Consider the following 15236-nt stretch of genomic DNA (forward strand, 5'->3'; position numbering starts at 1 on the left):
AACACTAGGTGCAATTGCTTGTTTTAAAATTTTACCAAAATCCAAATAGGGGTACTAACACTAGGTGCAATTGCTTGTTTTAAAATTTTACCAAAATCCAAATAGGGGTACTGGTTCTTTGCTTAACTTGTTATGGGAATACAGCAATTGTGGAATCTATAGTTTAAACGAAGAAAATAGCCACAAATGAACCTGTCCCACTTGTTATGGTGTGAAAACTTAGAGATATTGCTTACTTAGATTTTTTAGGAAAACTATATTCAAAAATACGTTGAGAATTATTAGGAACGAAGTGACTAATAATAACCACAACTATTAACTATTCACTGTTAACTCCTAACTGACAAAGTCCCACAACTATTAACTCTTAACTATTAAAGTCCAGTATTACCAACGTTAATAAACTTTTACATCAATAAATGTGACAATCTTCTAAAAATCCTATCTTTCCTTCTAAGTAATGTTCTATAGTTAACTCCTTTAATTTTAGCAAGGTCTTTTATTGTTGCTTGCTCTGTTACATAACAATAGTATATTAAATCCCTATCATCTTTAGGTAAATCATTTATCAAATCGACAAGCTGTTTACCTCTACATTTATTTAAAAAATTATCTTCTAAATCAAAAGAATCAATAACAGTATCAACTAAAGTTACACCTTCACCAATTGGAGAAGATAAACTGCTTACAGAATTATTTTCAGCTTCCTTTTTTATTAGGGCATTAAAATTTAGTTTAATAGCTCTCATAGTATAGTTTAGGAAAGCCCCTTGACATGGAGTAAAAAACTCAATACATTTAAGCACACTTTCATACCCAACCATGATTAAATCCTCAAGTTCATAACCTCTTATAAAAACACCTTTAGCTAAAGTTACAATATAAGGTTTAAATCCTAATATTAGTGTTTCTTTTGCTTTTTCATCACCTTGTTGAGCAGATTCTAATAGATTGTCCAATAATTCCTTATTTTTTAACATATCTATGCTTTTGTGATAGTTTGAAGAACCATTGTTTTCATTAGCTGCTTCCCTAAACACCTCCTTAGTTAGTAAATCTTTATCATTTTTAGTCATAACGAAATACCTCCAAGAATTATTTTAGTTGACTAACTAATAAATTAGAAACATTATAAAAGTTGTTGTCAAATAAACCTTTATTGTGTTTCTTTATGTACACCTTATCACAACATAATCTAATACTTAATAAATAATTAATTAAAAAAGTGTAAATGAAAATTATTACACAATTATAAAGAACAATTAAAGAAAAATAAAAAGTTCAGTTTGAAAATATACTTATTTTAAAAATATTACATAAAAATAAATCAAACTTAAAATAAATTGTAATTCTATAAAATATTAATTATAAAAATAAAAACTACATCAACAAATAGATTAAAATTGAATAAATGGAATAATAATGTAAACTTATAGCATTTATACAGTTGACTTTTATATAGCTGCTAAAATATAATGTTTTTTGTCGTGAAAACATTGAATATGACTAAATAATAAGATTAAGAAAATAATGTAAAACAATACTTATGAATTAATGATAAATAAATTTTGAACAATATAAATAAAATATTAAAAAAGTTGCAAAACTTAAAATAAAATACAAACAAATGGATAAAAATGTATTTAAAAAGGGGGCAAAGAAATGAGTAAAAATATGTTATCGCCATTGGAAGTAACAGAATACGTTGAAGAGGTAGGGGTGAAAAAAGCTAAGAACAAATCAATACAAACTTTATTCTTAGGAATTTTAGCAGGTGCTTATATAGCACTAGGTGCTTTTGGTTCAGCAGTAGCTTCACATAGCGTTACTAATTTTGGGTTACAAAAGACTGTAGCAGGATTAGTTTTCCCAGTTGGATTATTACTAGTTTTAATTTGTGGTGCGGAATTATTTACAGGAAATTGTTTATTATCAGTTGCAGTGGCTCAGAAAAGAATATCAATAAAAGACATGGCTAAAAATCTACTTATAGTTTTTATAGGTAACTTTATAGGTACAGTATTAATAGCATTGCTTGTTTATGGAGCAGGACTATTAGATTTTAATTCAGGGGCAGTTGGAGGATATGCAATAAAGGTTGCAACAGGTAAAGTTAATCTTACAGTGAGCCAAGCTTTATTTAGTGGAATACTTTGTAACATAATAGTTTGCTTAGCAGTTTGGGGCTCTTATACAGCAAAAGATATTTCAGGAAAAGTGTTAATGGGGTTCATTCCTATATTTGTATTTATAATATCAGGGTTTGAACACTGTGTTGCTAATATGTACTACTTAACAATAGGTTTACTAGCAAAGGGAAACCCAGTATATGTAGAAGCATCACATCAAACAGCTGAAAAGTTAGCAAACTTAAATGTAATGGGAATAATTCATAACTTAATACCAGTAACAATAGGAAACATAATTGGTGGATCTGTTTTGATAGGATTAACGTATTGGTTCATATATAAGAAATCTGAAAAAAATAAAGAAATAATAAAAGAAAATAAAGTAGCATAAAAAACTGGCATTAGCCAGTTTTTTCTTTAAATTTTTTTAGTTCTGTATCTATTTTGTAACAATACTGATATGTATATGAATTATAATTAATATAATGGGAATATAGATATAAAAATGTAAAAAAATTCAAAGAAGAATATATGTAAAAAAGTTCAAAAAATACTAACATAAATTTCCTTAAAAAAATTGTAAAAAATGTTTTTTTCTTTATTGAATGTACAATACTAAAGGAGTATAATTATCTAGGTTATTCTCGTAATTTGGTAATTTACATATAGTATGAATAAGTTTTCATATGCCTAACATAATTACATATAAAGATATTAATCTTTAATTAAATAGGGTATTTTTAAAATCGTTTGTTCGGGGGTTGGAAGTGAGAATGAATATTGGAAAAGGACTTAGAAAAAGAATATTTTCAAAAGTTACATTGCTATTAATAGTGATGATAACATTGCTTTTAGTTGGGTGTAATAGTGCAAATGTAAGCCTTTCCGATAAAAAGCACTTAAAAGCAGTATTTGAAAGGCAAAATAAGATTTACTATTATGATGAAAAGAAACAAGAGATAAAAGAATTAGGTGAAAGTGGTACGCTTAAAGAATTATTATCAGTAAGCCCCAATAATGAAAAAATTGTTTATCAAATTAAAACAGACGATACTTCCAATAAACAGCCAGAAATTGTTGTAGAGAACTTAAAAAATGGAAAAATAGAAAAAATGCCAATAAACAATGAAGAATTTAAAATCATAACTGACATAAAGTGGATAAATGATGAAAGAATATTGATAAAATCACATATAAATCCGTCAGTACTTGCTTATGGCGTTTATGATATAAATACGAAAAAAGAAGTGAATTTTGTAAAAGGAAACTCGCTAAACACATATAATGATGGAGATAAACTGTTATATACTAAAGAAGTTAAAGATACAGAAGGTACTAAATCATATATATACATAAATGATAAACTTGTTTATGAATTAGAGAATGCAGATGAGCAAATACAAGAAACAGTTCTTTCAGAAGATTTTTCTAAACTTGCATTTAAAACATTTAAATTTGATATAACAACAGGGGAAGTAACAGATACTATTTACTTAGCTGATTTTGATAAAGAATATAAATTATCTAACATAAAATCAACTACAGTACCACAAATTATAGTAGGTTCATTAATGTTAGATAACAATCAGTTATATTTATCAAACCATGATGTGACTTATAAAGTAGAAAATGACCTGTTCACTGAAACAGATCTAAAAAAACCAGAACTAAATACAGAAAAACCAAAAGAAGAACGACTAGCAAAATTTAAAGAAATTTTAGCAAAACAATTTCCAAAGGAATTTGTGGCTGATTACTTAGATTTAGAAGAATTACAAATATATAATATAAAATTTTTCTAAAATAAAATAAAAGAAGATAAAAGATAATTTGAAAATTATCTTTATAAAAACTGGCGTTAGCCAGTTTTTTTATTTGAAACAAAAACTGTTAACTGTTAACTTTTAACTAGAAAAGTCCCATTTGTGATGGAGGTAACACTAGGAGTAATTGCTTGTTTAAGTTTTTAGATAAAACTATTTACATTAAACATAAATTTTATGTTTTCAAAATAATCCACAAAAATAAAACAATTTTCCGAATTATCAACAAAAGACACATAAAACAAAAGCAAATTGGGGATAAAATTTCAAAAAATACAAATTGATTGAAAAGTTATTAAATAACATGTGGATAGTTTTAAGTGGATTTTTAGAAATCCATAATAAACAATTTAAAAAATTGACAATGGACAATTGACATTTGATAATGATGGAGGAAACTGTATTACCAGTTTCTTTTGAATTTAAGGGAGTAAATTCTAATTTTGTGATATTAAATTAAACAAAGTTATATTCAAAGTTTACAACCGTAACAAATGGGACAGGCACGAAAGGTATATACCCATAAGATAAAGAGTAGCTCTTAAAATTTAATTACCATAAATAAAAAAAGTTAGCCAGTCCCTGAGATAGTTAACAGTTAAGAATTAATAGTTAAAAGTTCAGGTTGAAACTGGACTACCAGTTTCTTTGAAATAAAGTAGCTTTGCTGCGTAGATATTCGGGACTGGCTTTGATGTTTTAGATAGAAGTATAAAATTGTGAGAGTATCAAGTGTTAGCGAAGAAAATAAATTTATCGTGCCTGTCCCATTTGTTATGGAGCTAAGGCTATAATTTATTGCTTACTTAGATTTTGTTAGTAAAACTAGATTTTAAAGATAAGTTTAGCATTACTAGGAGCAAAGCGAATAGTAATAACCATAACTGTTAACTATTCACTATTAACTTTTAACTAAAAAAGTCACATTTGTGATGGAGCCAACACTAGGGGCAATTGCTTGTTTGAAAATTTTACTAAAACCCAAATAGGGGTACTGGTTCTTTACTTATCTTATTATGGGAATAGAGTATTTGTGGAATCTATAGTTAAGCGAAGAAAATAGCCACAAATGAACCTGTCCCCACTTGTTATGGAATAAAAACTTAGAGATATTGCTTGTTTATGTGTGTTGCTAAAACTGAATAATGGGGACCGACTTCGAGCAGTATTGGAGAAGAGTTGAAATCAACAAAAGCATCTATCCCAAAGTATAGCAAAGTAGCCAATTACGTGTCTGTCCCTCTTGTGATGGAGGCAGAACTTTGAGTGATTGCTTGCTTAGGTGAGGTAGAGAGTTTGGAAAAATTGACAATGGACAAAGGACAATTTATTTAGGAATGGACATTTGACAATTGACATTTGACAATGTTGGCTGAAACTGGACTGCCAGTTTCTTTTGAATTTAAGAGAGTAAAATCTGAGTTAAAGATATAAAACAAACTAAAACTATATTCAAAATTTACAGCCGTAACAAGAAGGACAGGCGTACCAAAGTATATTTTCCATAAGTTATTTTTTCAGTGAAATCGAAAGGTTATCAATAAAACCCAAATGGTCCTAAAATAGCAGCTTTGCTGCGTAGATGTTCGGGACCGACTTCGAGCAGTATTGTAGAAAAACTAAAATCAACAAAAGAATCTATCCCAAAGTATAGCAAAGTAGCCAATTACGCGTCTGTCCCTCTTGTGATGGAGGCAGAACTTTGGGTGATTGTATACTTAGGAGTTTTGTTTTTATAGATTCAAAGATACGTTGAGAATTACTAGGAGCAAAGCGAATAGTAATAACCACAACTATTCACTATTAATTTTTAACTAAATAGTCCAACAACTCTTAACTGACAAAGTCCCTCTTGTGATGGAGGCAGAACTTTGAGTGATTGCTTGCTTAGGTGAGGTAGAGAGTTTGGAAAAATTGACAATGGACAATTGACATTTGACAATGATGGAGGAAACTGGATTACCAGTTTCTTTTGAATTTAAGGGAGTAAATTCTAAGGTTATGGTATTAAATTAAACAAAGTTATATTTAAAGTTTACAACCGTAACAAATGGGACAGGCACGAAAGGTATATACCCATAAGATAAAGAGTAGCTCTTAAAATTTAATTACCATAAATAAAAAAAGTTAGCCAGTCCCTTAAATAGTTAAAAATTAAAAATGACTGTTGAAATTGAACTTCAATTTCTTTAAAGTTTAATAGATTTTCTTCAATTAATAGAAATAAGAAATATGTCGAATGGTGTCTTGCAAAAACGAGTAAATTGTCGAAATATATTAAAATATTAAAAAATAATTAAAAAACAATAATTAAATTAAAAATATTCTGTAAACATCATTGACAATAGACGCATAATCTGCAAAAATACAAAATATACAAAAAAATAGATAAATTTACGTATAAATATAAATTTTTATAAATAAATATTCATACAAAAAGATTCTAAATATTATAAAAAAAGAATTATAAATATTATAAAATTTCCACTAGACTATGGTATGGTTAATTAATTCTTAGGCATAACTATTAGAGTATAACTATATATTGTGTTAAAAATTTAAAATTCTAGGATATTGTTGTAAAGATTATTCAACATGAAAAATCATAAGGCTATATTCTATGTAATGCCAAGAATATTATATAAAATAACAGAAAAGGGGAGTAAAGAGAATGAAAAAATGTTCAAGAGTAGTTTCAACTTTATTACTTGGTGCTACAGTTGCATCTGCAAGCACAGGAGTATTCGCAGTTGAATCAAACAAAGTAATTCAAGAAAAATTAGCTGGAGAGACTAGATTTGAGACAGCAGTTCAAGTTAGTGAGAAATTTGGAGAGGCAGAAACAGTAGTTTTAGTTAACTACACTGGAATAGCTGATGCATTAGCAGCAACACCACTTGCTAAAATGAAAAATGCTCCAATATTGTTAACAGAAGCAGGAAGTTTAACAAAAGCTACAGCTGACCAAATAGAAAAATTAAAAGCTAAAAATATAATAATCATTGGAGGAACTACAGCAGTTTCAGAAAATGTAGAAAAGCAATTAAAAGAATCAGGAAAAACAGTTGAAAGAATAGCAGGAGAAGATAGATATACTACAGCAGTAGAAGTTGCTAAAAATATGGGTGATGTTGAAAAAGTTGCTGTTGTTAATGGAATAAATGGTTTAGCTGATGCACTATCAATAGCAGCACCAGCAGCAAAAGAGGATATGGCTATAATTTTATCTAATGGACAAAATGTAGAAGAAGGAAAAGAAATTGTAGACAAAGCAAAAACAAAATATGCTGTAGGTGGACAAACTGTTCTTTCAGATGAACTAGTTAATAAAATTGGTGCAGAAAGAATAGCAGGAGACAATAGAAACGACACTAATGCAGAAGTTTTAAATAAGTTTTATAGTGAAACTGAGTTAGATAAAGTATATGTTGCTAAAGACGGTGTAGGAAGTGCAAATCACACTAGTTCATTAGTTGATGCACTAGCAGCAGGCCCATTAGCAGGTAAAGAAGCAGCACCTGTAATGTTAGTTGGTTCTGAATTAGCTAAAAGTCAAGAAGCATACTTAAAATTAAGAACAGCTCAAACATTAGTAGAAGTAGGTAATGGAATAAATCAAAACTCAGTACAGGCTATAATAAAAGCTCTAGAAGTTAAAGATGTAGAAGAAGAAGCAAAAATAGTATCTGCAAAAATTATAAATGCTGGACAAGTTCAAGTAAACTTTAATAAAAATGTGGATAAAGATTCAGCTGAAACAATAGACAAATATACTTTGAAAGGCAGTGAAGACGGAAATCTAGTAGTTAAATCAGCTAAAGTTAAAAATGATGGAAAAGCTGTTATACTTACTTTAGATGAAGGTAAAACTTATAAAAATCAACAAAATATTGATATAAAAGTTGAAAATATTTTAGCTGCTGATAAAGTAGAAAAGTTCCCTAAATTTGAAACAACAGAAAGACTACTTGATACAGAAGTACCAGTAATAAAGGAAGTTAAACAAGTAGGACCAAGACAATTTGATTTAGTATTTAATGAGCCAGTTAAAGAAGGTTCTAAATTTGATATACAAATAAAACAAGGAAACAATGTATACACAGTAGCAAATAAAGAATTTAATTATGCTGAAAACACTGTAACAATAAATACAGGAGTAGACTTAGCAGATGGAGCTTATAATTTACAAGTAGGTGAGGGATCCTTCGTAGATTTTGTAGGACTAAAATCAGATGCTATGGAAAAAGAATTAACAGTTAAAAAAGATACTTCTGAAGTAGTTATGAGTGAAGCAACTTCAATTGGAAACGTAGCAACTATAAACTTCAATAAAAAAGTTAAAAACTTTACAAATGCTAATGTAAAATATTACTTAGACTATGTAAATGAAGCTAATGAATTTGTTGGACAGGTTCAAACAGCAGAAGGAACAACTGATAAAATAGATGTTAAATTTAATAAATTAATAACTCCAGGAAAACATAAAGTTATTGTAAAATATGCAGATGAAAATGAAGTTAAAATAGAAGACTTATGGGGAAATAAATTAGCATCTGGAGAAATAGCATTTGAAGTTGAAAATGATACTACAGCACCAACAGTATCAAAAGTTGAATATAAAGATAGTAATAAAATAGAAGTTGACTTTAGTAAAAATGTTAAAGGTGCAGACGATACAAGTGCTTATGAACTTAAAAACTCTAAAGGTGAAAAAATAGCTATATCAAATGTTAAGTATGATGCAAGTGCATACAAGGCAACTTTAACAGTTGGAAAAATTGAAGGAGTTCACAACTTAGTAGTAAAAGGTGACAAAATCACAGATACAACAATAAATGAAAATAAATTAGCAGAAGCTTCATTTGAAATAGTAGCTCCAGATAAAACTCCAGCAACAATTAAAAAAGCTGTAATCGGTGGAGAAAATCAAAATAAAATGACTATAGAATATAGTGAAGCTATGAAAATTAGTGGATCAGGTTCAATACTTGATAAGTCATTATATGAAGTTAAAGTTGGAGGACAGTGGATTAACTTAAATACAATAGATGATGCTAAAATCGAATTAATAAGTTCAGATTCATCTAAAGTTAAAGTAACATTACCAGAAGAAAAACAATTAGATGCTACAACACCAGTAAGAGTAGGACCAGTTCAAGACTTAGCTGGAAACACTGCACCAATAGGTGAAACAGTAACAATAGAAGCTGTGGAAAAAGATGCAGTAACTATAGAAGATGAAGCTAATGTAGTAGATAAAAATAAATTAGAAATAATCACAGAAGCAACTATAAAAGATGTTTCTAAAATAAAAGTTACAAAAGATGACGATATACAATTAAATATAGCAAGCTATGATGTATCTAAAACTGATGAAGGAAAAACAAAATTAACTTTAACATTTACTAAAGTTGATAATAATGATAACTTTACAACTAATCCATCAGGAAACATAAAAGTTAAATTTGAGGACGGAGCAGCTATTACAGAGCTTGGAACAAGCAAAGGATTTGATGACTTTAAAGCATTAGCTTTAGTTGATAAAATATCTCCAGAGTATGTAAAAGATTCTGCAAAAGCTATTAAAAATGCTGAAGGAAAATTAGAAACAGTAGAATTATCATTCTCTGAAAAATTAAAAGGCGTAAATGAATTCTCTTTTGAAGTAGAAGGATTCAAAGTAAAAGAAGCTGCATGTGATGAAAATGGAAAAGTTATATTAACTTTAGACACTAAATCACAAGAAGAAGCAACTAATTTAGATAAAGTTGTTGTTAAGCAAGTTGCTAAGATAACTGATGCTAATGATAATGAAATAAAAGGATTTACAGCAGAAGCAAAAGTTGAAGCAAAAACTGAAGAAGCAGTAGTAACTACAGTAGAAGTTGCTGGACAAAGTAACATAACAATTCCAGGAGCAGATAATGTATCAGAAACATATATTGCTACAGTAAAAGATCAAAATGGAGCAGCAATGACTGGACAAAATGTAGTGTGGTCAGTAACTTCAGCTACTGGAGTAACAATTAATCCATCAACAGGAGAATTAACTGTAGATAATACAGCTATAGCTGGAACAGTAACAGTAACAGCTACAGTAGGAACAGTTACAGGAACAATCACAGTGACTTTAGCATAAAAACCTATAAACTTACCATAAATTTATCATAATTAAAGTTAACACAATATCCTATTAGGTTTTACTCCCTAAAGGGTAGTTATTAAATATAATAAATAAAAAAGAAACCCAATGATTAAAAATCATTGGGGCTTCTTTATTTTAGAAATAATTATGAAATAAATTAGAGGTTGATTAGTTAATAGTTAAAAATTGAAGGTGAAACTGGAGTTTAGTTAGTTAAAAGTTAAGAGTTAATAGTTAAGAGTTCAGGATGAAACTGGACTGCCAGTTTCTTTTGAATTGTTCGGGACTGGCTTTGATGTTTTAGATAGAAGTATAAAATTGTGAGAGTATCAAGTGTTAGCGGAGAAAATAAATTTATCGTGCCTGTCCCATTTGTGATGGAGGTAGAACTTTGAACGATTGAATACTTAATTGAGGTAGAGGTCTAAAGAAATTGACAATGGACAATTGACATTTGACAATGTTGGTTGAAACTGGGCTACCAGTTTCTTTTGAATTTAAAGGAGTAAATTCTAATTTTGTGATATTAAATTAAACAAAGTTATATTCAAAGTTTACAACCGTAACAAATGGGACAGGCACGACTAATATAACTCCATAAAATAAATAGTAGCTCTTATAATTTAGTTATCATAAATAAAAAAAGTTAGCCAGTCCCCTAAAATAGTTAAGAGTTAAGAATTAATAGTTAAGGAGGAAACTGGAGTGCCAGTTTCTTTGAACTATAGGGATTAAATTCTAAGGTTATGATATTAAATTAAACAAAGCTAGATTTAGGGTTTACAGCCGTAACAAGAAGGACAGGCGTACCAAAGTGAATTTTCCATAAGTTATTTTTTCAGTGAAATCGAAAGGTTATCAATAAAACCCAAATTAATCAAAGCCGGTCCTAAAAAAGTACGTTTAGTATTACTAGGAGCATAGCGAGTAGTAATAACCACAACTATTAATTATTAACTTTTAACTCTTAACTGAAAAAGTCCCTCTTGTGATGGCGTAAAAGTTTTGGATAATCACTTGCTTAGGTTTTTAGATGTCTTCTTAGAAATTAAAAATGATGGTTGAAACTGAACTTCAATTTCTTTGAACTTCAATAGATTTTCTTCAATTAATAGAAATAAGAAATATGTCGAATAATGACTTGCAAAAACAAATATATTGTCGAATAATAATACAAAAAGGAATAATTTGAAGAAAATAATAATTAAATTAAAATTAAATCAAAAATAATACGAAAAATCGTTGACAATGAAAAAAAAATCTGTGAAAATACAAAATATAGGAATGGTTAGCTATAAAATTTAGTTATAAAAGTAAAATTTTATAACTAATCCAATACGCAAAATAATATTCTAAATATTAAAACTTTGGAATAAAAAAATAAGTAAGTTTCATAATTTCAAATTTAGCTAACATAATTTCTAGGTATCAATATAGAACATAGCTAGATAAATCAGGTTTAGGGAGAATTAAATTCTAGGATATTGTGTTAACGAATAAATGTGAAGACTCTAGCCCTATGTTCTATATAATGCCAAGAGCATTATATAGAATAGTAGAAAAGGAAGTGAGCCTAGTGAAAAAAAGTTCAAGAGTTATCTCAACATTTTTAATAGGTGCTAGCTTAACAAGTATAAATGCTAACGTATTTGCACTTGAATCAAATAAAATTGTAAGAGAAAAATTAGCAGGAATAGATAGATTTGAGACAGCAGTTCAAATTAGTGAAAAATTTGGGAGTGCTGATACTGTCGTTTTAGTTAATTACACAGCTATAGCTGACGCATTAGCAGCAACACCCCTTGCTAAAATGAAAAATGCTCCAATATTATTAACGGAAACAGGAAGTTTAACAAAGGCTACAGCTGACCAAGTAAAAAAATTAAATGCTAAGAATGTAATAATCGTTGGAGGAACTACAGTAGTTTCTGAAAACGTAGTAAAAGAATTAAATGCTATGGGAAAAACAGTTAAAAGAATATCAGGAACTGATAGATATACTACAGCTGAGGAAGTTGCAAAGAATATGGGCAACATTCAAACCGTTGCTGTTGTTAATGGAATAAATGGTTTAGCAGATGCACTATCAGTAGCAGCACCAGCAGCAAAAGAAAACATGGCTATAATTTTAACTGATGGACAAACTATAGAAGCAGGAAAAGAATTTATAGATAAAGCTTCAACAAAATATATAATCGGTGGAGAAACTGTTATTTCTGAAAACTTAAAAAATCAAATAGACGGTGAAAGAATAGCAGGATTAAATAGAAATGAAACTAATGCAGAAGTATTAGAAAAATTTTATAACCAAAGTGAATTAGAAAAGATATATGTTGCTAAAGACGGTGTAGGAAGTGAAAATCACACTAGTTCATTAGTTGATGCATTAGCAGCAGGTCCATTAGCAGGTAAAGAGGAAGCCCCTGTAATGTTAGTTGGTTCTGAGTTAGATAATGGACAAGAAGTTTATTTAAAGGAAAGAGCAGCTGAAAAATTAATAGAAGTAGGAAATGGAATTAATCAAAATGCTGTTGAAGATATAATAAAAGCTTTAGAAATTAATGATATAGAAGAAGCTAAGATATTATCTGCAAAGGTTTTAAATGGTGGACAAGTTCAACTAAAATTTAATAAGAATGTAGATAAAGATTCAGCAGAAGCAATAGATAGATATACATTAAAAGGTAGTGAAGATGGAGAATTAACAATAAAATCAGCAAAAGTTAAAGAAGATAAAAAAACAGTTATCTTAACTTTAGATGAGAAAAAATATTATAAGAATCAACAAAATGTTGATATAAAGGTACAAAACGTATTAACAGAAGATAAATCTGAAAGATTTCCTAAATTTGAGGCTACAGAAAAATTATTAGATACAGAAGTACCAATAATAAAAGAAATTAAACAAGTAGGGCCAAGACAGTTTGATGTTATATTTAACGAACCAGTTAAAGAAGGTTCTAAATTTGATATAGAAATAAAGAAAGGTAGTAACATATACACAGTAGCTAATAAAAAGTTCAACTACGAAGATTGTACTGTAACTATAAGTACAGGAGTAGACTTAGAAGATGGAGTTTATAACCTAGAAATAGGGGAAGGATCTTTTGTAGACTTTGTAGGATTAAAATCCGATACTATGGAAAAACAGCTAACAGTGAAAAAAGATACTTCACCAGTAATAATCAGTGAAGCTAAAGCAAATATGTATACTGCGAAAGTAAAATTCAATAAAAAGATTAAAAACTTTACAGATCCTAATGTTAAATACTATTTAGACTATGTAAATGAAGCTAATGACTTTACTGGTGAAATAGAAACAGCAGAAGGTGTAACAGATGTAATAGACATTAAATTTAATAAAATAATAACACCAGGAAAACATAAAATTATTATTAAATACCAATATGATAATGAAACTAAAATAGAAGACTTATGGGGTAATAAATTATCATCTGGAGAAATAGAGTTTGAAGTTGAAAATGATACTACAGCTCCAAAAGTATGGGAAGTTGAATATAAAGATACTGATAAAATACATATTACCTTTAGTAAAGATGTAAAAGGTGCTAATGATAAAAATGCCTATGAGTTAAAAAACTCTAAAGGCGAAAAAATAAATATATTAGATGCATCATATGATGATACTCAGTGTAAAGCAACTTTAACTGTTGGAAAAATCGAAGGAGATTACACTCTATTAATAAAAGGTAACAAGATTACAGATACCACTGTAAATGAAAATGAACTTTCAGAATGTACCTTTAAAATATCAGCTCCAGATAAAACTCCAGCAATAATTAATAAAGTTATACTTGGTGGAGAAAACCAAAACAAAATGATAGTAGAATATAGTGAAACTATGAAAACTAGTGGCTATGGTTCAATACTCGATAAATCATTGTATGAAGTACAAATAGCAAATAAATGGGTTAACTTAAACACCATAGAAAATGCAAAAATAGAGCTTATGTCAAAGGATAACTCTAAAATAAAAATAACATTACCAGAAGAAAAACAGTTAAACTCATTAGAGCCACTAAGAGTAGGACCAGTTCAAGATTTAGCTGGAAACACTGCACCAATAGGTGAAACAGTAACAATAGATACAATAAAACAAGATGCGGTAACTATAGAAGACAAAACTAATGTAATAGATAGAAATAAAATAGAAATAGTTACAGAATCAACTATAAAAGACGTTTCTAAAATAAAGGTTAGAAAAGATGATAATAAAGATTTAAATATAGCAAGCTATGATATAACTAAAAATGATGATGGAAAAACAAAACTAACCTTAACATTTGCTAAAGTGGATAACAACGATAACTTTACAACTAACCCATCTGGAAACATAGAAATTAAATTTGAAGACGGGGCAGCTGTAACTGAACTTGGAACAAACAAAGGTTTTGATGATTATAAAAAAGTAGCAGTAATAGATAAAGTTGTACCACAGTATGAAAAAGATACAGCAAAAGCTATAAAAAATGAAGAAGGTAAACTAGAAAAAGTAGAATTCGCATTATCAGAAACTGTAAAAGGTGTAAATGAATTTGCATTTGAAGTAGAAGGTTATAAAGTAAAAGAAGCTAACTGTGATGAAAATGGAAAAATCACACTAACTTTAGATGTTAACTCACAACAAGAAGAAACTAACATAGATAAAGTTGTGATAAAACAAGTTGGAAAAATAACAGATAACAACGACAATGAATTGAAAAACTTCACAGTAGAAGCAAAAGTAATAAAAAAAGCAATAGAATCTATAACTAACCCAGAAAACATAACAGGTAAAAAAGCAGAAATAAAACTGCCATCAGAAGTAGAAGTAACATACAATGATGGAACCATTGGAAAAATGGATGTAGCATGGGATAAAACAATAGATGAACTATTAAGTGGAGAAAACACACTAACTGGAACAATAAAAAACACAAGCAAACAAGCTAAACTAAAAGTTACCATAACCGATAAAAACTAAAGTAACTAATTCAAATAAACTAAATAATATTAAAACGCAAGAACCAGTACTTGATTACATATCAGGTACTGGTTCTTTACTTATTTTATTGTGGAAATAAAATAAAAAAATTAAGGATTAAGAATTATGAATTAAGAATTTAGGAGGAAAGTGGC

5 protein-coding genes are annotated in these 15236 nt (G+C 28.7%); 4 read left to right on the forward strand and 1 reads right to left on the reverse strand.

The genetic code is table 11. From position 1 onward, the window contains the following. Nucleotides 1–407: 407 nt before the first annotated feature. Entirely contained in the window at nt 408–1076 is a 669-nt protein-coding gene (locus ACYUE0_RS14935; protein WP_460271269.1) for a sigma-70 family RNA polymerase sigma factor, read from the reverse strand. Nucleotides 1077–1662: 586 nt separating this feature from the next. On the opposite strand from ACYUE0_RS14935, the gene ACYUE0_RS14940 reads away from it, so the two are divergent. The 4 genes from ACYUE0_RS14940 (at nt 1663) to ACYUE0_RS14955 (ending at nt 15081) form a co-directional block, all read left to right on the forward strand. Then, a complete protein-coding gene (locus tag ACYUE0_RS14940; RefSeq protein ID WP_460271272.1) occupies nt 1663–2520 on the forward strand; it encodes a formate/nitrite transporter family protein in 858 nt (285 codons plus the stop codon). Nucleotides 2521–2896: 376 nt separating this feature from the next. Next, nucleotides 2897–3931: a hypothetical protein gene (locus ACYUE0_RS14945; protein ID WP_460271274.1), complete on the forward strand. Its 1035-nt coding sequence runs from the start codon at nt 2897–2899 to the stop codon at nt 3929–3931. Nucleotides 3932–6623: 2692 nt separating this feature from the next. Continuing rightward, the gene (locus ACYUE0_RS14950) at nt 6624–10091 is read left to right on the forward strand and encodes a cell wall-binding repeat-containing protein (RefSeq protein WP_460271276.1); all 3468 of its coding nucleotides are present in this window, start codon (nt 6624–6626) and stop codon (nt 10089–10091) included. Between the two features lie 1582 nt (nt 10092–11673). Continuing rightward, complete coding sequence (locus ACYUE0_RS14955) at nt 11674–15081, forward strand: cell wall-binding repeat-containing protein (protein ID WP_460271278.1); 3408 nt, start codon at nt 11674–11676, stop codon at nt 15079–15081. Nucleotides 15082–15236 lie beyond the last annotated feature (155 nt).

This window comes from Clostridium sp. CTA-19 (assembly GCF_054767855.1).

What these genes read in the sequence shown, in the direction of transcription:
- ACYUE0_RS14940 (WP_460271272.1), top strand. Translation starts at nt 1,663, where the DNA reads ATGAGTAAAAATATGTTATCGCCATTGGAAGTAACAGAATACGTTGAA.
- ACYUE0_RS14935 (WP_460271269.1), bottom strand. Translation starts at nt 1,076, where the DNA reads ATGACTAAAAATGATAAAGATTTACTAACTAAGGAGGTGTTTAGGGAA.
- ACYUE0_RS14950 (WP_460271276.1), top strand. Translation starts at nt 6,624, where the DNA reads ATGAAAAAATGTTCAAGAGTAGTTTCAACTTTATTACTTGGTGCTACA.